This is a genomic window from Streptomyces sp. NPDC058864, assembly GCF_042742985.1.
In the GTDB taxonomy this organism is placed as follows: domain Bacteria; phylum Actinomycetota; class Actinomycetes; order Streptomycetales; family Streptomycetaceae; genus Actinacidiphila.
Window position 1 is genome coordinate 42,266 of the sequence record NZ_JBHYMQ010000046.1, and the last position, 24,814, is coordinate 67,079.

Annotated in this window: 23 protein-coding genes and 1 pseudogene; 13 read left to right on the forward strand and 11 right to left on the reverse strand. The window is 68.0% G+C overall.

Annotated elements, in window-relative coordinates; all coding sequences use genetic code 11:
* The first annotated feature begins 214 nt into the window (after positions 1-214).
* Positions 215-499 carry an SDR family NAD(P)-dependent oxidoreductase gene (locus ACFW3D_RS28460; protein ID WP_500508596.1) on the forward strand — a complete coding sequence of 95 codons (285 nt, stop codon included), beginning with the start codon at positions 215-217 and terminating at the stop codon, positions 497-499.
* Between the two features lie 151 nt (positions 500-650).
* Here the strand turns inward: ACFW3D_RS28460 and ACFW3D_RS28465 are convergent, their stop codons facing one another.
* The 4 genes from ACFW3D_RS28465 to ACFW3D_RS28480 form a co-directional block, all read right to left on the reverse strand.
* Positions 651-1,868 (reverse strand): acyl-CoA dehydrogenase family protein, encoded by a 1,218-nt coding sequence (locus ACFW3D_RS28465; RefSeq protein ID WP_500508598.1) that lies wholly within the window; start codon positions 1,866-1,868, stop codon positions 651-653.
* 106 nt (positions 1,869-1,974) lie between these two features.
* Positions 1,975-2,937 (reverse strand): AraC family transcriptional regulator, encoded by a 963-nt coding sequence (locus tag ACFW3D_RS28470; RefSeq protein WP_500508600.1) that lies wholly within the window; start codon positions 2,935-2,937, stop codon positions 1,975-1,977.
* 259 nt (positions 2,938-3,196) lie between these two features.
* The gene (locus tag ACFW3D_RS28475; protein ID WP_500508602.1) at positions 3,197-3,985 is read right to left on the reverse strand and encodes an alpha/beta hydrolase; all 789 of its coding nucleotides are present in this window, start codon (positions 3,983-3,985) and stop codon (positions 3,197-3,199) included.
* A gap of 591 nt (positions 3,986-4,576) precedes the next feature.
* On the reverse strand, positions 4,577-5,191 hold the full coding sequence (locus ACFW3D_RS28480; protein ID WP_500508605.1) for a CGNR zinc finger domain-containing protein: 615 nt from the start codon (positions 5,189-5,191) through the stop codon (positions 4,577-4,579).
* Between the two features lie 228 nt (positions 5,192-5,419).
* On the opposite strand from ACFW3D_RS28480, the gene ACFW3D_RS28485 reads away from it, so the two are divergent.
* The 5 genes from ACFW3D_RS28485 (at position 5,420) to ACFW3D_RS28505 (ending at position 9,516) form a co-directional block, all read left to right on the forward strand.
* Complete coding sequence (locus tag ACFW3D_RS28485; protein ID WP_500508608.1) at positions 5,420-6,022, forward strand: HD domain-containing protein; 603 nt, start codon at positions 5,420-5,422, stop codon at positions 6,020-6,022.
* A 263-nt stretch (positions 6,023-6,285) separates the two neighbouring features.
* Positions 6,286-6,945, forward strand: coding sequence for a TetR/AcrR family transcriptional regulator (locus tag ACFW3D_RS28490; RefSeq protein ID WP_500508610.1), 660 nt, complete (start codon positions 6,286-6,288; stop codon positions 6,943-6,945).
* A gap of 502 nt (positions 6,946-7,447) precedes the next feature.
* Entirely contained in the window at positions 7,448-8,206 is a 759-nt protein-coding gene (locus ACFW3D_RS28495; protein WP_500508613.1) for a MerR family transcriptional regulator, read from the forward strand.
* A gap of 132 nt (positions 8,207-8,338) precedes the next feature.
* The gene (locus ACFW3D_RS28500) at positions 8,339-8,647 is read left to right on the forward strand and encodes a transposase (RefSeq protein ID WP_500508616.1); all 309 of its coding nucleotides are present in this window, start codon (positions 8,339-8,341) and stop codon (positions 8,645-8,647) included.
* Positions 8,644-9,516, forward strand: a complete 873-nt coding sequence (locus ACFW3D_RS28505) for an IS3 family transposase (protein WP_500508618.1) — start codon at positions 8,644-8,646, stop codon at positions 9,514-9,516. The genes ACFW3D_RS28500 and ACFW3D_RS28505 overlap by 4 nt, the downstream gene beginning before the upstream one ends.
* 141 nt (positions 9,517-9,657) lie before the next feature.
* Here the strand turns inward: ACFW3D_RS28505 and gnd are convergent, their stop codons facing one another.
* Complete coding sequence (gnd, locus tag ACFW3D_RS28510; protein WP_500508620.1) at positions 9,658-11,100, reverse strand: NADP-dependent phosphogluconate dehydrogenase; 1,443 nt, start codon at positions 11,098-11,100, stop codon at positions 9,658-9,660.
* Positions 11,101-11,179: 79 nt separating this feature from the next.
* On the opposite strand from gnd, the gene ACFW3D_RS28515 reads away from it, so the two are divergent.
* A protein-coding gene (locus tag ACFW3D_RS28515; RefSeq protein ID WP_500508623.1) for an IS5 family transposase occupies positions 11,180-12,054 on the forward strand; the annotation gives its coding sequence in 2 pieces (ribosomal slippage) (positions 11,180-11,570 and positions 11,570-12,054; 876 coding nt in all).
* Positions 12,055-12,576: 522 nt separating this feature from the next.
* Here the strand turns inward: ACFW3D_RS28515 and ACFW3D_RS28520 are convergent.
* Positions 12,577-13,341, reverse strand: coding sequence for an SDR family NAD(P)-dependent oxidoreductase (locus ACFW3D_RS28520; protein WP_500508625.1), 765 nt, complete (start codon positions 13,339-13,341; stop codon positions 12,577-12,579).
* 453 nt (positions 13,342-13,794) lie between these two features.
* Here ACFW3D_RS28520 and ACFW3D_RS28525 point away from each other — a divergent pair, with 453 nt between their 5' ends.
* Complete coding sequence (locus ACFW3D_RS28525; protein WP_500508627.1) at positions 13,795-14,376, forward strand: TetR/AcrR family transcriptional regulator; 582 nt, start codon at positions 13,795-13,797, stop codon at positions 14,374-14,376.
* A 534-nt stretch (positions 14,377-14,910) separates the two neighbouring features.
* Here ACFW3D_RS28525 and ACFW3D_RS28530 read toward each other — a convergent pair.
* Positions 14,911-15,549: a nuclear transport factor 2 family protein gene (locus tag ACFW3D_RS28530; protein ID WP_500508629.1), complete on the reverse strand. Its 639-nt coding sequence runs from the start codon at positions 15,547-15,549 to the stop codon at positions 14,911-14,913.
* Between the two features lie 491 nt (positions 15,550-16,040).
* Between ACFW3D_RS28530 and ACFW3D_RS28535 the strand changes: the two genes are divergently transcribed.
* The 3 genes from ACFW3D_RS28535 (at position 16,041) to ACFW3D_RS28545 (ending at position 18,889) form a co-directional block, all read left to right on the forward strand.
* A complete protein-coding gene (locus ACFW3D_RS28535; protein WP_500508631.1) occupies positions 16,041-16,496 on the forward strand; it encodes a nuclear transport factor 2 family protein in 456 nt (151 codons plus the stop codon).
* 245 nt (positions 16,497-16,741) lie between these two features.
* Positions 16,742-17,479, forward strand: coding sequence for a DsbA family oxidoreductase (locus ACFW3D_RS28540; RefSeq protein WP_500508633.1), 738 nt, complete (start codon positions 16,742-16,744; stop codon positions 17,477-17,479).
* A gap of 447 nt (positions 17,480-17,926) precedes the next feature.
* Positions 17,927-18,889, forward strand: coding sequence for a quinone oxidoreductase family protein (locus tag ACFW3D_RS28545; protein WP_500508636.1), 963 nt, complete (start codon positions 17,927-17,929; stop codon positions 18,887-18,889).
* A 596-nt stretch (positions 18,890-19,485) separates the two neighbouring features.
* On the opposite strand, the gene ACFW3D_RS28550 is transcribed toward ACFW3D_RS28545, so the two are convergent.
* A complete protein-coding gene (locus tag ACFW3D_RS28550) occupies positions 19,486-19,707 on the reverse strand; it encodes a hypothetical protein (protein WP_500508639.1) in 222 nt (73 codons plus the stop codon).
* Between the two features lie 187 nt (positions 19,708-19,894).
* Here ACFW3D_RS28550 and ACFW3D_RS28555 point away from each other — a divergent pair, with 187 nt between their 5' ends.
* The gene (locus ACFW3D_RS28555) at positions 19,895-20,764 is read left to right on the forward strand and encodes an IS5 family transposase (RefSeq protein ID WP_500508641.1); all 870 of its coding nucleotides are present in this window, start codon (positions 19,895-19,897) and stop codon (positions 20,762-20,764) included.
* A gap of 82 nt (positions 20,765-20,846) precedes the next feature.
* Complete coding sequence (ku, locus tag ACFW3D_RS28560; protein ID WP_500508643.1) at positions 20,847-21,605, forward strand: non-homologous end joining protein Ku; 759 nt, start codon at positions 20,847-20,849, stop codon at positions 21,603-21,605.
* Positions 21,606-21,635: 30 nt separating this feature from the next.
* Here ku and ACFW3D_RS28565 read toward each other — a convergent pair whose 3' ends face one another.
* The 3 genes and pseudogenes from ACFW3D_RS28565 to ACFW3D_RS28575 all read right to left on the reverse strand — a co-directional run bounded on the left by ACFW3D_RS28565 (position 21,636) and on the right by ACFW3D_RS28575 (position 24,621).
* Positions 21,636-23,141, reverse strand: a complete 1,506-nt coding sequence (locus tag ACFW3D_RS28565; RefSeq protein ID WP_500508652.1) for a UvrD-helicase domain-containing protein — start codon at positions 23,139-23,141, stop codon at positions 21,636-21,638.
* Between the two features lie 245 nt (positions 23,142-23,386).
* Positions 23,387-23,641: pseudogene (locus ACFW3D_RS28570) on the reverse strand (DnaB-like helicase N-terminal domain-containing protein); the annotation flags it as partial.
* A 128-nt stretch (positions 23,642-23,769) separates the two neighbouring features.
* Positions 23,770-24,621 (reverse strand): DUF6083 domain-containing protein, encoded by an 852-nt coding sequence (locus ACFW3D_RS28575; RefSeq protein WP_500508645.1) that lies wholly within the window; start codon positions 24,619-24,621, stop codon positions 23,770-23,772.
* Positions 24,622-24,814: the final 193 nt, after the last annotated feature.

The window sequence follows — 24,814 nt, forward strand, 5'->3', positions numbered from 1 at the left end:
CCGGGTGCGGCAAGTCCCGCGTGGAGGGGTGCCGCGCGGGCACCTGCATCCGCTGGGGCTGCTCGGTGCCGACCCTTACCGGCCCTGCGAGACGACGATCAGGCCGGTGATGACGCTCCGTCGACTTCGACCGCTTCCGCTGGGCGGGACTTTCCTCCTCCGGCGCAAGCCCGCCCCGTCTCGCCCAGCAGTGAACGAAAGAAGCACACCCCGTATGACCAGCTCCTTCGCCGGACGGGTAGCACTCGTCACCGGTGCCGGCAGCGGCATCGGCGCCGCCACTGCACGTCTGCTCTCCGAGCGCGGCACCAAGGTAGTCGTCTTCGGCCGACGCAAGACAAGCTCGACGAGGTCGTCGCCCAGCCCCACTCACTGCCTCGAACGGCGAGGCGTCGCCGTCCCCGGGGACGTCAGCATCTCCAACGACCTCAAGCGGGCCATGGCGCACACCGCCGGGCACTTCGGCGTCCTGCACTTCGGCGTCAACAACGCCGCCTGAGCGGGTACTTCGAGCCCCTCCACGGCCTCAGCTGAAGAAGTGGAATCAGGTCGGTCCTGGGCGCCCGCTTGTCAGGGCTCTGGGCCCTGAGTGGTAGGGGTGGGGAAGCCGGTTTCCGGTGCCGCTTGACGGCGGGTCATCCACTACAAGTTCAGACCACATGACTGACGCGGTCCTGTACGCCAAGGAGGGTTTTGCCGTAGACCTCCAGGCCGACGGCGGGGACCAGGCCGGCGTGGCGGGCTGCGGTGTTCGCGTCGCGCCAGATGCGCTGCAAGGGGCTGGTCTCGGCGAAGGCCGATGATCCGTGGGCGTTGAGCAGGATGTTGATCGCCTCCAGGATCTGCTGCACCGCGTAGCCGGCGCGGGCCCTTATATGGGCGCGGGCGGCGTAGCTCATGGGGGCCGCGGCGGCGACCGTGTCGACTTCGGTGGCCGCGCGGTAGACGAGCATCCGGGCCGTCTCGATCTTCAGCGCGGCCTCGGCGATCTGCGTCTGTACGCCCACGGATTCCGCCTGTCGGCCGTAAATGGTGAAGGACAGCGGCTTGGACGCGGCCGCACTCACCACGGCCTCGAGCGCGGCTCGGCCCAGACCGAGCAAGGGCCCGGTGAGGCACAGCACCAGCATGGGACCGAATGGCGCGCTGTACCGCGCCTCGCCGCGGGTGGGACGGGGGTATACGCCCTCTGTGGCCGCCGGTACCGACAAGACCCGGTGCTCTGGCACGAAGACGTCCTGACCCACCAAGGTGTTGCTCGCGGTGCCCCGCATGCCCGCGGTGTGCCAGGTGTCCTCCACAGCGAGTTCGGCAGCCGGGATCAGCACCAGCGCCTGATCTGTGACCTCGCCCTGCTCGTCCTTGAGGAGAGCACCGACTGCCGCCCAGGTCGCATACGGCGCGCCGGAGTTGTAGGACCAGCGGCCAGTGACCCGCCAGCCGCCGGGGACCCGTTCCCCGATGCCGGTCGGCGCGGCCACGCCGGTCACTCGTGCGTCGGGGTCGGTGCCGAACACCTCTTCTTGGGCCTTCTCGGGGAAGAGGCAGGCCAGCCAGTTGGTCACCGAGATGATCATCCCGACCCAGGCCGCGGAACCGTCCGCCTGTCCCAGGGCCTCCGACACCTCAATGAGCGTCCGGAGATCCGTTTCATGGCCTCCGTAGCGCTTGGGGGTCAGCAGCCGGAAGACACCGGCCTCGTCGAGGGCTTCGACGACAGCCGGCGGTATGACACGGTCAGCTTCCCCTTGGGCGGCGTGCTGCTGTAGCAGTGGCTGCAGCGCTGCTGCCCGAGTGGCCAGATCCGCTACGTGACCGGCCCGGGCAGCATCGCCATGGGGCTCGTTCGCGTACGTGGTGATCTCCATGCTCGTCTTCTCCATCGTTGATTCGAAACCGTCGATGCGTGGATGCCACGCAGCTCTTCCTGCAGGCCCTGCGGCGCGCCATCGGCTGCGGACCGCCGGTTGAGGGTCACTCCCTGACGACGTCTTCACGTGCATCCGAGGGGTGGGCACCGGTGTGACGTCGCCTCTCCGCGCGATAACGCCCAGGGGCAGAGCCCATGGCGCGTTTGAAGGCGTGGCTGAAGGAACTTTCCGAGCGATAGCCCCACCGCGCGGCTACGGCCGCGATCGGGCTGTCGCCGTTCCTCAGCTCACGTGCCGCGGAACGAATGCGGAGACCGGCGAGATATTCCTGGGGCGGTAAGCCCACGGCTTGCGTGAATTTTTCCGCGAAACGCGAGCGTGACAGCCCGGCCTTCGTGGCGAGTTCTGCGACGCTCCAGGGGTACGCCGGCATATCGTGCATCAGCTGTAGTGCGGCCCCGACATGGCGATCGGCAAGCGCGGTCAGCCATGCAATGTCCTGGTCTTCGCCTCGCATGGCGTGGGCCCTGAGCAGGTGCATCAGCAAGATGTGCGCCAGGCGTTCCGTCACGAACGGGGTACCCAAGGCCGGTTGCTCGGTTTCGGCGCGAAGGAGGTCGAGCGCGCTGCGGATACCGCCCGCCTCCGGGGAGCCCGCGGCAACATGGACGACGGGCGGTAGGACGTCGAGGAGCGCGGCAGCGTTGGCTCCGTCGAGGTTGAATCCGCAGGCCACCACGACTGTGTCCGGATCCAACCCGATGCGGACCGGAACGCCTGGGGTATGGCCTGAGAAGACCTCGGCGCTAGGCAGCGCCCGTACCTCGCGGCCTCCACTCATTACGTACGCGCGGCTGCTCCCGATCAGGTAACAGTCCCCCGCCCCCATCAGCACCGGCCTCGGGGCGCCGGCGACCTCGAGCCGGCACGTACCGTGCAGCACTGCGCCCAATTTGATGTGCCGGTTGCCCGAGAAGCTCACGGCCCACGGCTCCTGTGCTTCCAGACGGGCGAAGCGTCCGCTGCGGAGATCGAGCAGGCTGAGGACGTCGCTCAGCGGATCCATCGGTCACCTGGACATGGGCTGGCTCCGTGTTGGTCCATGTTCTCTTTACGCACTCGGCGTCTTGTGGGTGCATGCCGGCGATCGAGGCATGTCACTGTCGAGAGACATCGGCTCGCTGGATCGGCGGAGGGTCCGCTCGAGCCGGGGTGCTGGGTGGTGGCGGCTTGGGCCGGCATCCGGTGCTGGTCGGACACTTCTCTCGCTTCGCGTGCTTGATCGGTCGCCATGTTGGTGAGGTGTGACCGGAGCTGGAAGAGGTTCACCAGGCGGTGCGACTGAGCCACGAGCTGATGCGGTCGGCCACGTGACGCCAGCGCGGTTCGAGGATCAGGCTGTGCGCGCGGTCCGCCAGGAAGAGGTAGTCGGCGCCGAAGTGCGCGGCGTGCTTACGCACGAGGGGCGCGGGAGACACGATGTCCTTACCACCCGCGATCATCAGCATGGGGCCACTGACTCGGGTGCGGTCGAGCTCAATCGCCGCTCCGCGCTGGGCCGCTTCCCACACCGCCTTCGGTGACTCGTCGGGCATCAAGCTGTAGTAGCGGCGGGCGTCGTCCTCCGGGCATCCGGCGAGGAACCACTCGACTGCCATCTCGTACGGCATCGGCGGAAACGGCACCGACCAGTCCAGCGGCAGGGGTATCGCCTCCCCGCTGCTTTCCGTACAGGGCACGGGCGCGAGAAGTACCTGGGCTTGGACCGGGTGGTCTTCGGAGTACTTCTGTGCCACTGCCGCACCCATGCTGTGGGCTACGAGCACGGGTGTCTCACCGATGTGGGAGACGACGATGTCCAGTTCCTCGGTTGCCTCCAGCATGCTGCGGCGGACGAACTGCTCGGTGGGGAGCTCACGCGATCCGGTGTGGTTGAACCAACTGAAGGCGTAGCAGTCCCGGCCCAGACTGGCGAAGTAGGGCAGCCACTGTTCCCACAGCCAGCTGCCATGGCTGCCGCCGTGCACAAACACGATGGGAGGTGCCGTGGCTATGCCCTTGGGTCCGACGTGTTCCACGAAGACACCGTCGACCATGTACTGCTCGACCTTCACCGCATGCTCCCGGGAGATGAAAGAGCCGGATGGACGGCTCACGCAGGCTGGATCCCGTGCCGCCACCTGGAGGCGTCACGGGGAGACATGCGCGAGATCGTCGGAGGAGACGCCTGAGGGCACGTCGCACTCGGTGCTCGAGTGCCTGGCGTCGGCTGCTTGCCTGGCCGCTTGAGGCGCGTCCACGCATCGGCAGGGGAAGACGACCTCTGCGCGTACCCCGTTATACAGGGTACGCACGCTACGGGACAATCTTGGTCCGTCACCTGCTCATGGACTGAGACGCGCAGCCGGGCGGGCGTTACCGTCTGCACCCGCGGGCAGACATGCAGGGATGACCATGTGAGGGCCGCTCAGCCGTACTGCAGGTATTTGCGCCTCGGAGCTGACAGGTCCGCGGGCGGCGGGGTGGCAGACGGCTGCGCGGTCACCACTTCATCCAAGCTGAGCAGCCAGGGGCAGGGCCTCGAGGCGTCGCTCAACAGCGGGTGGCGATGGAGAAGGGCTGTGGCCTATGGGTCGACTGCCAAAGGGCTCCAGCCGGCGGCTCGCATCTCCCGACAACGGTCGTTCAGATGCCAGAAAGGCTCATCACCGGTCGCTGGCCAACCGGCAATTTGCTGCGCGGGCGCGTGACTTCCGCGCCTTGTGCCTGTTTCCGCAGGCGTCCTTCGCGCACCACCGGCGCAGACCGGGCCGTGACGTGTCAACGAAGATGAGAAAACATTCGGGTGCATCACACTCGCGGATGCGACCGGCGAATTCGCCCGTGAACAGCTCCACTGCATCGCGAGCGATCGTCGACAGGGCCTCTGCGCCACTCGCCGGGTAACGCCATGCTGCCGCGTTGCCGCTGATCCGCCGGGTAAGCGGCGGATGGTCGGCGGTGCCGTTGACGCAGCTCACATGGCCCGGTGACAGCTCCTCGCCGCGTGCCGCGCTACGGCCCATGCCCCACAAGGCTGTGCGTAGGTCGAGCGCCGCCTGCAGATCGGCATCGGATACACGCACGTCCGCAGGTTCAAGGCCCAGCCGTGACAGTCCGAGCCAGCGCGCGAGGTCCGGCGGGGTGTGGAGAACGTCGTAGCGGCTCAGCTCTCCGGGGCCACCGGAGGTCAGGAACTCCAGGCACAGCGCGCCGGCGTCAAACAGGTACGGCGTGCCCGTGGGCGTGTAAGCCGTTATCCCCGGCGCGGCAGTTCTCATGCGCCCATGGTAGGGCGGTCCCCGGTCTAGGTTTGGTGCAGTGCATCGGGGTGCAGGGCGGCGCGCCTTCCGTCGAAAGGCCCAGGAAACGCCTGCGCATCGCTTCGCGCGGCATTTTGAACGATCAGTTGTCCTGCCAGCGGCGGCGGCCCCGGGCTGCCGACCCACGGGGCCGTTATTGTCGCTGTCTTAACCGTCAGCAGAGCTGCAGCGGGCGAGGAGGTTGCGGTGGAGGTCTCTTTCGGCGGAGCGATTGGTGAGGCTGCCTACCATCACGTGCGTTCGGTTCTTGAGCCGGCGATCGCGAACCACAGCGTGCGGGTGTGGCTACTGGCCGATCACTTTGGCCGACGGGAAGGCGTTGAGGGGCGGGAGCGCGAGGCGCTGGCTGTGGCGTGCTTGTTCCACGACGCAGGAACAGCCGAAGCGTATGACGGACCGCAGCGTTTCGAAGTGGAGGGTGCGGACGCCGCCCGGGCGTTCCTGTCGCGCCGGGAGTGGCCCGCGCATTTGGTCCAGAAGGTCTGGGAGGCTGTCGCCCTGCACACCTCCCCTGGCATCGCGGAACGTATGGGGACACTCCCCCGGCTCGTGCGGCTCGGCGTCATGACCGACTTCGGTGCTACCGAGACGGCCACCCAGGCCGAAGAGCCGCTGAGCTCTTTGCTCGCGCGGTTCGCGAGGATGGACATCGAGACCGTACTCGGTGACGCGGTGGTCAAGCAGGCACTGCGCCGTCCCGAGAAGGCGCCGCCTGCCAGCTGGCCTGGGGGGTTGCTGGCCGCGCACATGGCGAACCCGGGGCATACGGGTGTCAATCCCGCCTTCTGAGCCCGGACGCTTGCCATCAGGGCGAACGCGCTGCGCGTAACACTTTGGACGCACCGCTTCCGCCTGCTTCGTGCGGCCTTCGAAGATCGTCGGTGTTACGGCCGCCTACCTCCCCGACGCGGGAGAGGGCCTGCCGACGGGAAGGAAGGAGAAACGGACGACCATCGTCCCTTTGTGCTACCTTTACTCATATCGGTGATCGTCGTCCGATCGCCGGTCGCCCTAGGTTAGGGCGGTGCTGCGCCGCAAGGAGGCCGATCTGAGTGATCGCTGCAAGATCTGAATCTCGGATGCCGCCGTCTCCCCCGGGCGCCACGTCTGAAGGCCGAGCGGATGCACAACGCAATCGGCGCCGGCTGATCGCCGCGACCCGGGAGGCGATTGCGGCGCGCGGGCTGGACGTCTCCGCCCTGGACATCGCCAAGGCTGCTGGCCTGGGGGTGGGCACACTGTACCGGCGCTTCGGCACCAAGGAAGCTCTCCTCGACGCTGTGGTGCTCAGCCTCTATGACGAGTTGTGTGACACCGCGCAGGCCTGCATGGAACTCCCGGACCCTTGGGACGGGCTCACTGCATTTGTGATGGAACTGGCTGGAGCGCACCGGGACAGCCGCGGACTAGCCGAGGTCACGGCCGCGTGCGAATCACCACCCTCGGCGGAACTCGCGGAGCGGACCGCCGCAGTGCAGGACGCCGTCATCCACCTGACCGAACGCGTCCGCGCAGCCGGCATGCTGCGCAGCGACGTGACCTGGCAGGACATCATCATCTGCTCCCGCGCCTCACTGGACACCGACCACTGCCTCGGCATCGACGCCGGGCCCGACGGATGGCGTCGAGTCATCACCCTCCTGCTCGACGGGATGCGCGCCTCCGGGCACACCACGCTCGAAGGGCCGGGGCCACAAATCCGCGCCCAGTAGTGGCCCACGGTCGGCACCCGCACCAGAGCACGACGCCGCTTTCAAAGTGGCGTGCGCCCTGATCATCATGGCGCAGCCAGATGCGCAGCCGGGGCTCCGTGCCACACGACTGCCGGCGACGTTCCCTTTGCTGGCGATAGCCGTGACACGAAGGAGAGCGAGAGGTGGCTTCCTCCTGAGGGCCCACCCCCGACTTCCAAGGCCGCGGACCGATGCGCCCAACTCTCAAGGGGCGCATCGGCCCATGTCACACATCGGAACGCCAAGGCCCCGCTTCACATGAGAAGGCTGACCGCTGAACGCTGTCACAGCAAGTGTCCGCTCTTGTGCAGCACGACGTCGACAGCGGGCGGAGGTCGTGCTGTCTTGGGGCAGGCCACCGTGCCTGTGCGATTGCGTGGGCATCGGGTTCCCGGGGTTGAAGTTGCCGTTGCGGCAGCTTCTACCGTCGTGACCAGGGCCGGAGAGACCGGCCTGGCGACACATACGTGCGGGAGTGGTGATGGACTGGCCGATCGCGGAGGTAGCACGGGTGTCGGGTGTGACCGCCCGGACACTGCGCCACTACGACGAGACAGGCCTGCTGCCGCCAGCCCGAATCGGCACCAACGGTCACCGCTACTACGGGGAACGCCAACTCCTGCGGCTGCAGCAGATCCTCGTACTGCGGGCGCTGGGTGTTGGGCTACCGGAAATCGGCCGGATCTTGTCCGAGCAGGTCGACGAGGTGGACGCCCTGCGCAGTCACCACCAACGCCTCCTCGCGGAGCGCGACCGGATCGACATCCTGGCCAGCACTGTCTTCCGTACGATCGCCGAACTGGAGCAGTCCAGGAAGGACGACCGTCCCATGACCATCAACCGCCCGGAGAACCTCTTCGAGGGCGTGACACCCTCCCACTACGAAGACAACATGCGCGACTACCCCGAACTCGCCCAGGAGGTCGGACAACGCGCTGCCACGATGAGCCAGGCAGACGCCGACGCCGCGCACCGTGAGCGCACGGCCCAGATGATCAGGCTGGCCGAACTCATGGGCGCGGGCCGCCCAGTCGACGCCGACCCCGTCCAGGCCGAGATCGACACCCAGTACCGGGCACTGACCGAGCTGCGTGCTGTCTCCGCCGAGGACTTCCGGGCCATCGCACGCTCCATCGTCGACAACGAGACCTGGCGCGCCGCATACGAGGCCATCGCTCCGGGGCTCGCCGCGTACCAGCGCGACGCCATGCTGGCCTACGCCACCACCCGGCTGAACTGAGCCGCAACGCAGCCGCCATCGGCGATGGACGATGGCAGCTGCACCGCGTCACGTCAGGCCAACGATGTTTGGGCTTGATTCGCTTTGACGGACATTCGAGATCAGGGGTTCTACCCCGGGAGGATGTCCATCATGGAGAGCATGGGGAAGAAGAAGCCACGCCCTCGCCGCTCGTTCACGCCGGAGTTCAAGACGGAGATCGTCGAGCTGTGCCGGCGTGGTGACCGCTCGGTCGGCCAGATCGCCAAGGACTTCGACCTGACCGAGACCGCGGTGCGGGACTGGGTCAAGCAGGCCGAGGTCGACGCCGGCGAGCGAGACGGCCTGACCAGCAGCGAACGCGATGAACTGGCCGCGCTGCGACGGGAGAACCGTAGGCTGCGGGAGGACGTTGACATCCTCAAGCGGGCCACGGCTTTCTTCGCGAAGGAGACCCGGTGACGGTTCACCCGTTCATCGAGGCGGAGAAACGCGCAGGTCACAGCGTCAAACGAGCCTGTGAGCTATTGAAGGTCTCCCGAGCCGCCTACTACGCCCGCCGCACCGCCAGCCCCGGTCCCCGCGCGGTCCGCGACGCCGAGCTGACCGAGCAGATCACCGCCGTCCACACGAGATCGCGGGGAACCTACGGTGCCCCACGCGTCCATGCCGCTCTCCAGCATGAGGGCGCCGCGTGCGGACGTCGCCGTGTCGCCCGGCTGATGCGGGCGGCCGGGCTGGCAGGCGTGCATCGCCGACGACGGCACCTGACCACCGTTCCCGACCCCCGGGCCGCCACCCGTCCCGACCTCATCGCCCGAAACTTCCAGCCCGACCCCACCGGGCTCGACGCCCGCTGGTGCGGTGATATCACCTACATCCCGACCGACGAGGGCTGGCTCTACCTGGCCACCGTCATCGACATCGCCTCACGCCGCGTGATCGGCTGGGAGACCGCCGACCACATGCGCACCGATCTTGTGGCCGACGCCCTGACCGCTGCCTGCCGGCGGCGCCGCCCGACGCGGCAAGTGATCTTTCACTCGGACCGCGGAAGCCAATACACCAGCCAGCAATTCGCGGTGCTGGCCAACCAGTTCGGAGTTTCCCTGTCGGTTGGTCGCACCGGGCAGTGCTGGGACAACGCGCTGGCCGAATCGTTCTTCGCCACCATCAAACGCGAACTGCTCGACACGACCTGCTGGCCCACACGGGCCGCCGCACGCACCGCGATCTTCGACTTCATCGAGAGCTGGTACAACTTGCACCGACTGCACAGCAGCCTCGGCTACCTCAGCCCAGCCGACTACGAGACCACACACGCAGCCTGACCACCACACCAATGGTGTCCGTCAAAGCGGAACAAGCTCAAGTCAGTGGGTTGGGCTCGCGCATGGGGAGCAGCTTTTCCACGCCGCCGCTTACCGAGCGGGCCTGCCCGCGGGGGCGATATGTAGCTATTGGCGGGACCTTCAGTTGCTCTTCAGCTCCGTGCGGTCAGTGTCCCAGCGGGTGTGGAAGGTGCCAGGGCGGTCGGTGCGGTGGTAGGTGTGGGCGCCGAAGTAGTCGCGCTGGGCCTGGGTGAGGGCGGCCGGCAGGCGCGGGGTGCGGAGGGTGTCGTAGTAGGCGAGCGCGGCGGCGAAGGCGGGAGCCGGGACGCCGTCGCGGGCGGCGTGGGACACGGCCAGACGCCAGGGCAGTTGGGCGGCGCCGACTTCCCCCGCGAAGCCGGGGTCAGCCAGCAGGCTGGGCAGGGCGGGGTCGGTGGTGTAGGCGTCCCGGACGCGGTCGAGGAAGGCGGCGCGGATGATGCAGCCGGCGCGCCAGACCGCGGCGACGGTGGCGAGGTCGATGTTCCAGCCGTAGGTCTCACCGGCTGCCTGGATCTGGTGGAGGCCCTGGGCGTAGGAGATGACCTTGGACGCGTACAGGGCCTGTTCGACCTGGTCGGTGAAGCGGACCGCGTCGCGCTCGCCGAGGAGGGTGGGGGCGGGGCCGGGCAGGGCGGCGCCGGTGGCGCGCAGAGCGCTGTGACCGGACAGGGAACGGGCGAAGACCGCCTCGGCGATGCCGGATACAGGGATCCCCAGGTCGAGTGCGGTCTGCACGGTCCAGCGCCCGGTGCCCTTCTGCTCGGCGGCGTCGGCGATGACGTCGACGAAGGGCAGGCCGGTGTCGGCGTCGTGGTGGGCAAGGACTTCGGCGGTGATCTCGATGAGGTAGGAGTTCAGGCGGCCGGTGTTCCACCGGCGGAAGACCTCGGCGATCCGTGCCGGACTCCATCCGGTGGCATGGCGCAGGAGGTGGTAGGCCTCGGCGATGAGTTGCATGTCGGCGTACTCGATGCCGTTGTGGACCATTTTGACGAAGTGGCCGGCGCCGTCGGGGCCGAGGTGGGCGACGGCCCGGGCGCCGTCGGGCGTGACGGCGGCGATGTCGTTCAGGACGGGAGCCAGCAGTTGGTAGGCCTCCGGGGAGCCGCCGGGCATGATGCTGGGTCCGTTCAGGGCGCCTTCCTCGCCGCCGGAGATGCCGGTGCCCAGAAAGTGGATGCCGCGTTCGCGCAGGGTGGCTTCCCGGCGGCGGGTGTCGGTGAAGTGCGCGTTGCCGCCGTCGACGACGACATCGCCGGGGTCGAGCAGCGGCGCGTACTCGGCGATGACGTCGTCGGTGGCTTGGCCGGCCTGCACCATGACGATCAGACGCCTCGGCCGCTGCAGCGCGGCGACCATCTCCTTGGGCGATTCCGCCGCGATGAAGCTTCCCTCGTGACCGAAGTCGGTGACCAGGGCCAGCATGCGGGCGGGGGTGCGGTTGTGGACGGCCACGGTGTAGCCGTGACGAGCGAGGTTGCGGGCGAGATTGCGGCCCATGACGGCCAGTCCGGTAACGCCGACGTGTGCGGTGGGATGCATGAACGTGCCTTCGGTAAGAGGAGGTGCGGATCTAGGGCGTGTATCGAAAGTGGATCTTGATGTGTAATGATCTTGGTTCGTGGCGCGTGGAGATCTGACGGATGAGCAGTGGGCTGCGCTGGAGCCGCTGCTGCCAGTACGAAAGAAGGCCGGTCGACCGGCGATATGGACCCGGCGGCAGCTGATCGACGGCATACGGTTCCGGGTCCGCACCGGCGTCCCGTGGCGGGACGTGCCTGAGCAGTACGGCCCGTGGGGCCGGGTGTACGACCTGTTCCGCCGCTGGCAGCGTGACGGCACCTGGCAGCGGATCCTCACCCAGCTCCAGGCCCGGGCGGACGCGAAGGACCTGATCACTTGGGAGCTGAACGTCGACTCCACCGTCTGCCGGGCCCACCAGCACGCCGCAGGGGCACGGAAAAAGGGGACCTCCAAAAGGAACCGCCCGGCGGAATCACCGCCGAGCCGGACGACCACGGGCTCGGACGCTCCCGCGGCGGGTTGACCACCAAGCTGCACCTGGCCGTCGAGCAGGGCCAAAAGCCCATGTCGACCGTGATCACCGCAGGCCAGCGCGGGGACTCCCCGCAGTTCGAGGTCGTCCTCGGCCGCGTCCGGGTGCCCCAGCTCGGGGCTGGCAGGCCCCGCACCCGACCCCTGCGCGTGCGGGCCGACAAGGCGTACGCCTCTCGCAAGAACCGGGCCTACTTGCGACGACGGGGTATCCGCTGCACCATTCCGGACAAGGTCGACCAGGCCCGCAATCGCAAGAAGCGCGGCTCGCGAGGCGGCCGGCCACCGAAGTTCGACCCGGAGGACTACAAAGCGCGGCACGCGGTCGAATGCGGCATCAACCGCCTCAAGAGACACCGCGCCGTGGCAACACGGTACGACAAACTCGCCGTCCGCTACGAGGCGACCGTCCTCGTCGCCGCCATCAACGAGTGGCTGTGACCAGCACTTTCGATACACGCCCTAGTGGCTCGTGTTGCCGACCGTGCTCCGCACTGCTCCGGCGGCGCCCAACTTCTCTTCTCGGCGAGCTTGACCGAAAGGGGAAACGCGGACCGTCCCAGGAATGCGCACCCGGCGCAGCGCGGGACGTGGATTGCGGGGGTCATCGGCAGGCATGGCGGCTCCTTGGTCGCAGGGGTTCGTCTGAAGCCGGAAAGGGGTGCTGTGCACGCGGGGTTTGCAGAATCCGGCACCTGAAGTGACCGCTCGAGGGACCGGAGTCCGGTAGTAGCCCGGCGGAGGAGCAAGGGGGCGGGTCGAGGCCGGCCCCACAGGCGGCGTTGCGGGGGGTTTGGTGCAGGTAGGGGTGCAGGTGGCCCCTGCGCGAGGGAGTTGCTGCGCATGCTCGCCACCGCGTTCGTGGGCGGCGCCCCGAGTGGTGAAGTGGGGCGCCGCTAACGTGCCCGTGTCGCAGGGCGTTTCCGCTGGCTGACGGATTGCGTGCGACCGGAGATGCGCGGCTTAGTAGCCGGCGGTAAGTGCGCCGTCGATCGCGAGGGCCGCGCCGGTGATGAACGGGCTTTCGTCGCTGAGCAGGAAGGTTGCGAATGCGGCGATCTCTGACTCGTCGGCGGCCCGGCCGGTCGGCTGCTGGTTGAGGAGGGCGCTGGCGGCTTCAGGGCTGTTCTCGGTGAAGCCCCGCCACAGCGGGGTGTTCACCAGGCCCGTGACCAGAGCGTTGACGCGTACGCCTTCCTTGGCCGCGTCGAGTGCCGCGGAGCGGGTGAGGCCGACGACACCGTGCTTGGCGGCGGAGTAGGCGGCGGCCGTCGGGTCGCCCACCACACCGACCACGGAGGCGTTGTTGACGATGGAGCCGCCGCCGCTGGCCACGATCGCCGGAATCTCGTGCTTGAGGCTGTAGAAGACGCTCGTGAGGTTGAGAGCGAGGACGCTGTCCCAGAAGGACGCCTCGATGTCCCGGACGGCGCCGTGGCTGGTGCCGCCGCCTGCGTTGTTGAAGGCGCCATGCAGGCCGCCGAACTCCTTGACCGCAACGTCGACCAGGTGTGCGACCTCCTCCTCGACGGTCACATCGGTCGGGACGAAGAGAGCCTTGCCGCCCTCGCGGGCGATCTCCGCAACGGTCGCCTCGCCACGCTCCTTGTCGCGTGCTCCGATGAGCACGGTCGCGCCCTCGGAAGCAGCCCGCCTCGCGAAGGCTGCCCCCATCCCGGAGGTCCCTCCAGTGACGATGATGACCTTGGACTCCAGACGCTTGGACATGCGTCTCCTTTCGATGCCCGGCCATGGCAGGCGCCACGGCCTTGCGGAATGAACGATGAGGAAGGGCGGCCGGATCGGCATGAGGCAACGATCCGCAGGGCGCCAACGGGCTTTGCCAGTCCCGCTCTTCGAGACCCTACCACCATCAGGAACGACCGGTCGGTAAATAATTGTGGTGGTGGCCACACTGCGCGCACACGTTGCGCGAGGGGTGCCCGCAGCGGGGACGATCTCGCTGCGATGCGCCGCCTCGCCAGAGCGCGAGGAGCTGGCTCTGACAGCAAGGCGGCCGCGTGAGCTGCCGGCCGCCAGGGGGCTCATGACCGGCGTTGAACGCCTTGCGGAGACCACTGAAAGCCACAGCGCGGGGGCGAGAGGAGGCCTGACCGTCTGGTTCAGGCGTCGCACTCCACCCGAAATAATCTGTACCGTTCGTTCTGGTACCCTCTGGGCATGGCACGACTCAGGGAATTCGACACCGAAAGGGCTGTGGAGGCGGCGATGAACGCCTTCTGCCGAAACGGCTATGACGGCACGTCGATCCAGGACCTGGTCGATGCCACTGGCGTGGGCCGCGGCTCGCTGTACACGGCCTTCGGCAGCAAGGAGGGCCTCTACCTGGCGGCCATGGACCGCTATCGCGAGCACTACGCGCAGCCGCTGGTCGAAGTTCTCCGCCAGGGGGCCCCGGGCCGTGAGCTGCTGCGCGAGGTCCTGGTCGCGGCCGTGGACGACATCGTGCGCGACGGCAGCCGGCGAGCCTGCATGATCGTCGGCGCCGCCGTGGGCCGGATCGCACACGACCCCCAAGTCGCATCCCACGTGCAGTCGACGACAGAACTGCTCGAGGAAGCGCTCTATCAGGTCGTCGCTGAGGCCCAGGCGAACGGCGAACTGTCCAAGGAGCGCGATCCGCGGAACCTCGCTCGCTTCCTCCTCGCAACTATGCACGGCCTGCGGGTGATGGGGTCCATCAAGCCCGACCGGGAATCGCTCATGGCGGTCGCCGAAACCGCGCTCCACCCCCTCGGCTGATCCGTTTGTTGCCAATGGCGGTAGCCGGGGAATGCAGCGAAGGACGTCAGGTCATCCTCGGCCTTTCCCGCATCGCCGGGCGCGCACCACCTGGGGCAAGCGGCCACGAACACATCGCTGACTACCGCGCCGCGCCCGAACTCTCCCATGGGTCCGCCGGGGTGCCGCACGCACCGCAGATGCAGCTCCAGAGGAGGATCCCAGGGGGGCCATCCGATGATCACACGAGCGGCTCGGAGCAGCCTCACGACCACAGCTTGGCGGAACGCCAGGTCGCCGCCCGGCGTAGCGTACACGGCGTACGCCTCAATGGCTTCGACCGTCGCATCCCTGACATGCCGTCGGCTTGCTCGGCGATCATCCGAGGGCGGCCGGAGGCAGGCCTGAAACACTGTGGCGAGTCGGGCCGCGGACAAGATCCATCGCCGGCCGCCGTAACGACCGTGATCTGTCTCCAGTCCGCGACCCCACTCGTCAGGCTTGCCACCTGAAAGCGGGTGGCACGTCACATTCGGTAACGCAGCGCGCTGCACTTTAACGGCCGGCCGGGGTCTTGGGAGGAGTCCAAGGCGCCAGCGGCTCCATGTAGAAGCGCGTCAGCAGGACCGAGTCGATCAGCCACTTCCCATGCACCTTGCGGTACGTCTCGCGGTACTGGCCGTATCCGTTATGCCCCTCCGGAGCGCCCTTCTTCCCGGCCGGGAAGGTAAGGACGTCCTCCATCGACCAGATTCCGGATGCCGTGTTCGGCCCCGTGATCTTGATCTCCGGCATCGCGCCCGAGTGAGCGGACGGTGCGGCACCGGTGAGATCACGGATCGTGTGCGCAAACTCCTGCGGCGACTTCCACGCGATCCCATCCGTCACGAGCTTCGCATGAGGAGTGAACAACCCAGCGAGCTGGTCGTGCTTCTTCTCGTCCACGAAGCGGAAGTAGCGGGCCTTGAGCTGGTGGATGTCTTCGATGTCCTCCAGACGCTGCACCCTGGCCGCGAGGGCCTTGGAGGATGCATTCTGCCCGTGCGCGCTCACCTGCTGGTCATGCGCGCTCGCGGACGGGGAGGTGAGGGCCACCGCGCCCGCTCCCCCAGCGACCAGTAGTGCAGCCGCCGCAGCTGCGCCAGTGATCCGGGACCGCAACGCGGTCGCCTTCCCGGCTTCCTGTCCGTACATGGTTGGTTCCTTTCGTTCCGCTCGGCTCGGCCACGGCCCCCCGTCAGTTGTGCGGGGAGAACAGCCGCAGACCGGCGTGCGGAGATCAAGTTGTGCGTTGTAAGGGCACCCAGGCGCGACCCGTAATTCCGCAGCCGCAACGTGGCGGCGACGGTCGAGCCGGGGGCATCGCAGGGCCAGAGCGGCACCTGCGTCGACAGCCGACAGTGAACACCACCCGGAACGTACGGTCAACAATTTCTTGTGCGCTGCCGCCCTCGCGGAAGCAGTAAAACCAAGATCGTAAACGCCCCCGGCCCTGCGGATTGCCCTCCCATCAACGCCTTGACCTGCGCAAACAGACCTGGCCCGTTATGGATCGAACGCCATCTCACCAACCCGCAACCATGCAACCGAAACGGACGATCATCGTCCTCTTGTGGTAGTTTTACGGAAGGGGACGAACATCGTCCGAATAGGATCCCCTGAGCTCACTGGCAGGAGGCACGACCATGAGGGATCTCGAGGAGATCATCCGAGAGCTGGACGCGATCGAAAGCATCAAGAAGCTCAAGGCCCGCTACTTCCGCTTCGTGGACGAGAAGAAGCACGTGGAGCTGGCAGCGCTGTTCACCCCTGACGCCAGGCTCGTGACGGATGGCATCACATGGAAGTCACCAACAGAGTTCGCGAACACGATCCGTGATCTCACCGGCAACGCACCCTCCGTCCACCACGGGCACATGCCCGAGATCGACATCACGGGGCCGGACACGGCGACCGGAATCTGGGCCATGGAGGACTTGCTGACCTTCCCGGCCGGCGAGGACGCCCCCGAAGGGCATCACGGCTACGGGCAGTACCGCGAGACCTACCGGAAGGTTCAGGGACAGTGGCTGATCGACACCCTGCTGCTGACCCGGTTCCGGATGGACGCGCTGGACAACTGGGATGCGAATGCAGCCTGACCCGAGCGCCCGCGACATCTGGAGGAGACACGGATGTGCGGCACAGCCGGCACCGAAGCTTCCGCTCGGGTGGGCGCCCTCCCCCCACGGCGGCGCGGCCTGACGCACCGTCTGCCCTCACGTCTAAGCGGGGAAGTTGCGCGCGTGCGCGGCCGCTGCCGCGCTGAGCAGGGCATCCCGCAGACCATCTTCCAGTGAGTACAGCTTTCTGCAGAGAAGACAATCCTTGGCCCGGAGGACAAGAAGTGCGCGTCGACATCTGGTCTGACATCTCCTGCCCGTGGTGCTACATCGGAAAGGCCCGCTTCAAGAAGGCGCTTGCCACGTTTGCACACCGGGAATCAGTTGAGGTGGTACACCGTTCATTCGAGCTCGGCCCCCATCTGACCCACGTCCTCCCGACGACCGGGGCAGCGCACGCGAAGAAGTACGGCATGACTCCGCCGCAGGCTCGGGCAGCCGAGGAGAAGCTCGCGCGGATCGCCAGGAAGGAGGGACTGGGATATGTCGTCGCTTCCCGCGACCACGGCAACACCTTCGACTTGCACCGACTGCTCCACCTGGCCGCCACCCAGGGCCGTGCGGAGAGACTGCTGACACTGTTCTACGAGGGCAACTTCGCCGCGGAGCGGACCATCTACGACCCGCAGCACCAAGTCGAACTTGCCGTCCGCGCCGGCGTCAGCGAAACGGACGCCCGCGCCGTGCTGACTGACAAGCAGGCTTATGCCGCCCGAGTACGCGCGGACGAGGCCGAGGCGGCACAGTTGGGCATCACAGGCGTGCCGTTCTTCGTGGTCGATGGAACATACGGACTTTCCGGCGCCCAACCGGCCGAGGCCTTCACCGAACTGCTGGAACGCGCGTGGGCCGACCGCAGAGCACAACTGACGGTCCCGGACTCCGACGGCCAAGCTGGTTGCGACGCAGAGGGGGCCTGCACAGTGCAACACGCCACCGGTGCCGACGCGCCCAGCACGTAGGGCTCCCCCGCCAAAAGCCCGCGCTACCGGCGCGTGGACGCAAGCACCGCCAGGCCGCCTCCACACCAAGGGATACGGCCCGCAGCGAGCCTGCGTTGGCCTCAACCCCGACGCCGCCTGACGACGGCATCTGCAACGCACTCGACGAACAGACCACGTCGCCTTGGCCCGAGCCCTGAGTGCCTCCCGGCCGGCAGCACCCGAACTCGGCGCGGCGGCCGTGGAGAAGAGCCCCGCGACTCGCACAACGTCGATTGACCCCCGTCCGACCTGCGTCGGCATCAGCCGCGACCCGTCACCCGGACGCCCGAGTGATCAGCGTCCTTGATCCATGCCATATTCTATACCGACCATTCGGTAAACAACTGTGGTGCGCGGCAGCAGCCGGCGCCGCAGAACCGAACATCAAGGCCGCCCCAGCGGCCCCCATCAGAGAGAAGTAGTGCGATGAAGGCTGTAGGTGTCTTCCGCTATGGCGGTCCCGAGGTACTCGAGGTCGTAGACCTGCCCCTCCCCGCGGTCGGACCGGGACAGATCCGGGTGCGCGTGCACGCGGCCTCGGTGAACCCCTCGGACGTCCTGCTGCGCGAGGGCCACACCGACCCCATGCTCCGAGGACGCCTCACCCCGCCGTACCGACCCGGCATGGACGCGGCTGGCGTCGTGGACGAGATCGGCCCGGAAACAGACACCGATCTGCAGGTCGGTGACCGCGTGATGGCGATCGTCATCCCCATCGACCCCTCCGGCGGCGCCTACGCGCAGTACGTCGTCCTCGACGCCCGGCAGGTCGTCAAGGCCCCCGCCGGAACCACCCATGCCCAGGCCGCCACCCTTCCGATGAACGGACTGACCGCACGCCGCGCCCTCGACGTACTCGGCTTGGCCCCCGGCGACTGGATCGCCGTCACCGGCGCCGCAGGCGCCATGGGCGGCTACGTCGTGCAACTGGCCAAGGCGGACGGGCTGCGCGTCGTGGCCGACGCGGCTCCCGCAGACGAGGAACTGGTGCGCTCACTGGGCGCCGACCGAATCGTCAGCCGAGGGCCGGGCGTGGCCGCGCGCATCCTCGAGGTCGTTCCCGGCGGCGTGGAAGCCGTCGTGGATTCCGCGGTCATGGGCCCCGAGGTGCTCCCCGCCATCCGGCCCGGAGGTCAGCTCGCCCTCGCACGCAGCGAGGGAGAACCCGGCACGACGCCCCTGGGCGAACCCGAGAACGTCATCGTCCGGAACGTCTTCGTGCCCGACTACCGCCATGCCAGCGACAAGCTCGACGACCTGCGCGCGCTCGCGGAGGAAGGCCGCATCTCACTGCGAGTCGCGGCCGAATACCCCGCCGACCAGGCGGCCGAGGCTCATCGCCGTTTCGAAGCAGGCGGCGTACGCGGCCGGCTGGTTCTCACCTTCTGACAGCCCGGGACCCGCCTGCAGCGGCCAGCCAAAACCCTAGCCACAGCCGTCATCACCGCAAGGGCAGCGCCGAAAGACCTCGGGGAGTCTGCAGCATGGCCACTGCTCGGGTCAGGGATCGGTCTCCACAACAAACAGAGCTCCCGTGCCGCTGAGGAAGACGCTCGAAGTCTCATCCCTATGGCACGGGAGCCCAGTTACCCTCCCTACCCACACACGCGACCTGCTTCATCGGTTGGGGCCGCCACAGGCCCGAGCACTACGTAGCGTGTCGAGCAGCGCCGGCGGGAGGCTCGTCGGCGCTGCCTCAGTCGTGGATCGATGGCCGTTCCGACGGCGACGGCTTCCCCGTAGTGCAGTGGCGCACCGATGATCTACCTACAGGTGCAGACGCTCCCCCGAAGCGGCTGGTGCTGCGGAAGGTGACGTTCCTGGCGGCGACGGCTTCCCCGTCGTGCAGTGGCGCACGTATGGGTGAACCTGGACGCGACCGTCGTGCGCTGATCACTGACTCTGACGCGGCTCCGCCCAAGGTGGAGGTGGGCGAAGCCGCGACCGATGTCTACCTCACTCCTGGGGGTGTCAATCCCGCTGGTTCACAGGTCGGCCATGACCTGGGCGGCGGCTTTGTCGCTGGCGTGCCCTTCCAGGGCGGCCCACTCGGCGACGTCGAAGGGCCAGCGCGTGTCGGCATAGGCGATGACGACGTGGCGGCCGTCCTGCCGGACGGTGTGCTGCGGGTCGCCTGGCTCGGTTCCGGCGGCCACGACGGCGGCGGCCGAAGACGCGTTGCGGCACTTGAGGCGGGTCTTGGGCATGTCAGCGCTCCTGCGTTCGCTGGTCGACACGTCGGACGATGCTGTGCGGAAGCCTAATCCGGAGGGTGATCAACCTCTTCCGGTAAGAGGTCGCGCGGATAGGCGCGGTTGGGGACCCCGGCAGCAGAACAGGCACAGGTCTCGGTGATCATGGAGGTGCGACGCTCTGTGATCACTGGGGAGACCTGTGCCCGCGCTTCCATCATGGCTGACAGAACCGCTCTGGGGCCAATTCGTGGCCCTGCTTCCCGAGCGCCCGGAGTTCCACCCGGACCATCCACTCGGCTGCCACCGCCGGCGCATCAGCGACCGGATCATCTTCGACAAGATGCTGCAGCTGCTGCGCTTCGGCTGTTCTTACGAGGCGATCGCTGACACCACCTGCTCGGCCACCACGATCCGAAGCCGCCGCGACGAGTGGATACGACTCGGCGTGTTTGCCCGGCTCAAGCAGATCGCGCTGCAGTCCTACGACCGGATCGTCGGACTCGTCCTCGACCAGATCGCCGTGGACGGCTCCATCACCAAGGCTCCCGGAGGTGGCGAGATGGCCGGACGCTCACCGGTCGACCGCGGTAAACAGGGCCTGAAACGCTCGGGCATGACGGACGGATACGGCATTCCACTGGGGCGTGTCCTGGCCGGCGCCAACCGCCACGACTCCCCGTTGCTCGCCCCGACCCTGGACCGTCTGAGCGACCTGGGGCCGTTACCCGACGACATCACCGTGCACCTGGAGGCCGGCTACGACTCGGACAAGACCCGCACTCTGCTCAGCGAACGCGGCCTGCACGGCCGCATCGCGCACAAGGGGGAGAAGGCGCCCATCCAGGCCAGCCGGCGTTGGCATGTCGAACGCACCCACGCCTGGCAGAACGCCTTCCACCGGCTCGCGCGCTGCTACGAGCGCCGGGCCACCGTCATCGACGCCTTCTTCGACCTCGCCGACACGATCATCACCGTGCGCAGCCTGACTCGGCGGGCATGGACGACACACCGCTGGGACGAACGCCCGAACCGCCGACCAGGACCACACGCCTATCCGCGCGACCTCTAAGCCGCATTCGGCCCAAAGTCGCTGTCACCGGCCCGGAGCAGCAGGCCGCGCGGCGTACTGCCCTGGCTTGCACGCTGTCGGTATGCGTGCGATCTGGACCGGCTATGTGAGTTTTGGCCTGGTCACCATCCCCGTCCATCTCTACTCCGCGACCGAGGAGCACGGCACAGGGTTCCACCAGGTCCATGCGAGCGACGGGGCCCGCATCAGGCACCGGAGGGTCTGTGAGCGCGAAGACGTGGAAGTTTCGCAGTCGGAGATCGCGCGCGGCTGGGAGCGGCCCGACGGCCGCACCGTCGTGCTCCTCGATGAGGACCTGGCCGCGCTCCCTCTCCCGACAAAGCGCACCGTCGATGTCCTCGGCTTCGTCGACGAGCGCGACGTCGACCCGGTGCTCTACTCCAAGCCCTACTGGGTCGGGGCCACCGGCGAGCAGGGCCAGCGCCCGTATGCGCTTTTGGTGGAGGCGCTGGCCCGGCACGGGACGGTCGCCGTCTCCAAGGTCACCTTGCGCACCCGGGAGCGGCTGGCGGTACTGAGGCCCAGACGCGGCATGCTCGTGCTGCACACGCTGCTGTGGCCGGAAGAGATCCGCGAGCCCGACGACTTCTCCAGCCCCGCGCCGGTGACGGACCGGGAATTGCAGCTCGCCGAGCTGCTGATGGACCAGCTCGCCGGAGTTGACATCGCCAATCTCCACGATGAGTACGCAGCCGCGCTCGAGCAGCTGGTGGCCGCGAAGATGACCGGCGCCGGGCTGCAGGAGCCGGAAGAGCCGACGCCGGCCGTGGATCTGATGGCAGCGCTTGAGGCCAGCATCCGCGCGACGGGAAAGCGCTGAAGCAGACAGAACTGCTGCGTGTAAATCGGCTCAGCCTGCAACAGCAACCAGGTCGCCGGTTCGCCAGGAGTGTAACGCCGGAGGGATTCCGTCGGGGTGGTCGTGGATCCATTCCAGGCCGCCGAGGTCGAGTCGGGTGCGTGCGCGGGTGACGGCGACGTAGGCGAGGCGGGCGTCGGCGTCGTCGATCGGGCCGGGCAGGGGGTTGCCGTGCTCGTCCTTTTCGTCGCTGTCTTTGGGCGGGTAGAAGTCTTCGGCGATCTCGACCTGGGGCCATTCGCGGCCCTTGGATTTGTGCGCGGTGGAGATCGTCACCTGCGCGTCGCTCTCGGGTACGAGGCGGCCCACCGCGGCCAGGACGGCGTCCGTGCCGTGGTGGTCGACGAGGTCGACCAGGGGCTGCAGGTCACTGCCGGCGGGGTCGTGTTCGGCGTAGTCCTGCAGCTGGCCCCAGGAGGTAAACAGCACCAACTCGGGATGCGAGGTGCGGCGCCCGTCCTGCAGGTCCCGGGCCGCCAGCGCCAGAGCGCGCAAGGCGTGGCCTCCCCCGACCAGCGCGACCCTGCGGCCCTTGGCGAGGAAGCGGAAAATCTGGGCCATGGCGCCGATGTTGCTGCGACACAGCACCGCATCGGGCTGGGTCACCGTGCCGACCTCGGTGGGGATCGCCTGGCTGCCTTCCAGGCGGATCGGGGCGCCTGCGATCGCAAGCCACCGATTGGCCTCCAGTGCCAGCAGGGGGCCGAAACGGAACGACTGCGTCAGACAGAGCGTGGTGCCGTCGAAGCCGGTCATGACGTCCTTGGCGCCGCGCCAGCCGTAGATGGCCTGCGCGGAGTCGCCGACCATGACCAGCTGGGCGTGGCCACGCTGGCCCAGTAGGACCTGCTCGAGGACGGGGTTGGTGTCCTGGGCTTCGTCCAGGAGAACGAAGTCGGTGTGGAGTTTCGGGTCGGACAGCGCCCAGATTTTCAGGTAGTGGTCGTGCTCGAAGCGGACGGCGCCGGTGTCGGGGTGCTGCAGGTCGGCCCAGGCGGCGCGGGCGTAGGGCAGGATGCGCTGGGCGAGTTCCGCGTGCAGGCTTGCGGCCAGGCCACGGAGCGGGGGCACATGGTGCTGCTCGATTACGGGGTCGGCAGACTGGCAGAACCGGGTGACGGTGCGCTGCGCCGTAGAGGTCAAAGTCGCTGGCCACACGACGCGGTCGCCGATGCTCATGGGCTTGGTGATGCCGAGCGCGTCTGCGGTGTGACGTCCGGGCAGCCGGGGGCCGTTCAGGCGGGCACGGTAGCGGTGACCGACGGCGGCGTAGGCCAGGGAGTGCGCGGTCTTGCACAGCACCGTTCCGGGGAAGCGGGTGGCGGCGTCCTGGGCGATGGACCGGTTGAACGCGACATACAGGCCCCGGCGTGGCGTGCTGGCGGCGAGCTGGGTGAGGGTGGTCGTCTTGCCGGTGCCGGCACCGGCCTGGATGACCAGGTGGTCCCCGGTGGCGAAGGCGTCGGCGGCCGCGATCTGTTCGTCAGTGGGCTTCAGCATCGTTGAGCTTCATCGATCTGTGAAGGCGCGACAGGGGGCGCGCAGGGTTGGTCAGGTGTCGCCGTCGGTGAGGAAGCCGCGCATCGGCATCGACGGCATCCCCTCGGGGTGAGCAGCCGCGTGGCGGCGCAGGTCGGCCAGGTCCCCGACGATCGCCGCGTAATGCACCACCACCGGCTCCGCCGGTGCTGCGGCACGAGCAAGGTCGTGGAGCAGGCCCGTACCGCAGAGTCGTCGGTGCTGGCTTGCTGCCCGAGCTCGGCCGCGACGGCTTCCGGAGTGCAGTTCTCCTTGTAGCGGTGGACCGCGGCTGCGGCAAGGAAACCCTCACGGCAGGCCGGGCTGCTGAAATGCGTCGGTCGCAGGACCGCCATCAGGTACGGCTGCGAGTGCTGGAGCAAGGCCACCAGGACCGCGTGCTCGGCGTGCTCGTCATAGAGCGCGGGCCCGGGCGGCGGCTGATCAGGGTCGGGAGTACCGACCAAGCTCTTGGACATGGGCGCCTCACAGATGGGCAGAGAACGGACTCGACAGCTATGAAGTTGCAGGAGCGGCAGCGTCGACCGCAGCGGGATGCCGGTGGCCGCGCCTTCAGGCGGAGGCGACGGCTCCTGCTGGGCGCGGGTCAGGGATCGGGGAGCCGGTCGCGGATGTACTGGCGGTGCCGGGCCGAGTCGAAGGGCTCACACTCGGTGCGCGCGTGGTCCGCGGCCTCGTCAATGCCAGCGTGGGTTGGGCAGCGCTGCTTGTGCCAGCGCAGTTGCTCGGCATACGGCAGTCCGGTCAGGTCGTAGACCGCCATCACCTCCTGCGCGATCGGCAGGCGTCCGCCGCCGGGGCCAAGGAGTGGGTCTGCTGGCTCCAGGCGCCACATACCCGGCAGGGCACCTGGGTCTTGGACCGGCAGAGTGCAGCGGCGGCGGCTGCGGGTGCGGGCCACGCACTGAAGATGCTCAAGAGGCCCGGGGGCGAGGTAGCGGGTGTAGAGCAGACACACCACCAGCCGAACCGGCAGGCAGGGCGGCGCAGGGGCCGACTCCATCTCAGGACGGGGCGTGAACAAGCCGGCGTCCTGCAGCCGACGCGAGGTCAGACCCAGTGCCCGGCGCGTCTCCGCCAGCAGCGGGCTGCGATTGCCCGCCGGGCCGGCCGGGCACACCGCGTGATGCCGAACCCGGCACCAGGCACTCCCGTCCTGGCCAGCGTGTGCGGCGCCAGAGGAGACGTGCCAGCGCTCCCCCGCGGGGACCGTGCCGGCGGGCAGTTCCTCGGGGTGGAGCGGGACAGGAGTGCTGCCGGGACGCTGGTACCACTCCACACGGTTCCCGCAGCCGTCGCACCGCCCGACCTGCGCGGACCGCAGCAGCCGGCTGGGACTGTCCGCGTCGATACGCAGCATCCGGCGAGGCCGGTAGTTCTTCCGGCTGCCGTCCCAGGCACAGCCGTCATCGGCGAAGGAGTTGTTCGTCGAGCGCATGACCGCAGACGATGACCGCCGACACACTACAACTGGCCTGACCAGGCCGCTCAGGTCACCTTAGTGGCCGCATCAGGCGTGCTGGAGTTCGCTTCTTAGAAGTTGTTGTCTTTCCGTAGGTGATCGCTGCGTTTCCGCTGGTCAGGCATGATGTCGGCGGTTCGGCGGCAGGGATGACGTGTCGTGTCGTCTC

What these genes read in the sequence shown, in the direction of transcription:
- ACFW3D_RS28460 (WP_500508596.1), top strand. Translation starts at nt 215, where the DNA reads ATGACCAGCTCCTTCGCCGGACGGGTAGCACTCGTCACCGGTGCCGGC.
- ACFW3D_RS28465 (WP_500508598.1), bottom strand. Translation starts at nt 1,868, where the DNA reads ATGGAGATCACCACGTACGCGAACGAGCCCCATGGCGATGCTGCCCGG.
- ACFW3D_RS28470 (WP_500508600.1), bottom strand. Translation starts at nt 2,937, where the DNA reads ATGGATCCGCTGAGCGACGTCCTCAGCCTGCTCGATCTCCGCAGCGGA.
- ACFW3D_RS28480 (WP_500508605.1), bottom strand. Translation starts at nt 5,191, where the DNA reads ATGAGAACTGCCGCGCCGGGGATAACGGCTTACACGCCCACGGGCACG.
- ACFW3D_RS28495 (WP_500508613.1), top strand. Translation starts at nt 7,448, where the DNA reads ATGGACTGGCCGATCGCGGAGGTAGCACGGGTGTCGGGTGTGACCGCC.
- ACFW3D_RS28500 (WP_500508616.1), top strand. Translation starts at nt 8,339, where the DNA reads ATGGAGAGCATGGGGAAGAAGAAGCCACGCCCTCGCCGCTCGTTCACG.
- gnd (WP_500508620.1), bottom strand. Translation starts at nt 11,100, where the DNA reads ATGCATCCCACCGCACACGTCGGCGTTACCGGACTGGCCGTCATGGGC.
- ACFW3D_RS28520 (WP_500508625.1), bottom strand. Translation starts at nt 13,341, where the DNA reads ATGTCCAAGCGTCTGGAGTCCAAGGTCATCATCGTCACTGGAGGGACC.
- ACFW3D_RS28525 (WP_500508627.1), top strand. Translation starts at nt 13,795, where the DNA reads ATGGCACGACTCAGGGAATTCGACACCGAAAGGGCTGTGGAGGCGGCG.
- ACFW3D_RS28530 (WP_500508629.1), bottom strand. Translation starts at nt 15,549, where the DNA reads ATGTACGGACAGGAAGCCGGGAAGGCGACCGCGTTGCGGTCCCGGATC.
- ACFW3D_RS28535 (WP_500508631.1), top strand. Translation starts at nt 16,041, where the DNA reads ATGAGGGATCTCGAGGAGATCATCCGAGAGCTGGACGCGATCGAAAGC.
- ACFW3D_RS28545 (WP_500508636.1), top strand. Translation starts at nt 17,927, where the DNA reads ATGAAGGCTGTAGGTGTCTTCCGCTATGGCGGTCCCGAGGTACTCGAG.
- ACFW3D_RS28550 (WP_500508639.1), bottom strand. Translation starts at nt 19,707, where the DNA reads ATGCCCAAGACCCGCCTCAAGTGCCGCAACGCGTCTTCGGCCGCCGCC.
- ku (WP_500508643.1), top strand. Translation starts at nt 20,847, where the DNA reads ATGCGTGCGATCTGGACCGGCTATGTGAGTTTTGGCCTGGTCACCATC.
- ACFW3D_RS28575 (WP_500508645.1), bottom strand. Translation starts at nt 24,621, where the DNA reads ATGCGCTCGACGAACAACTCCTTCGCCGATGACGGCTGTGCCTGGGAC.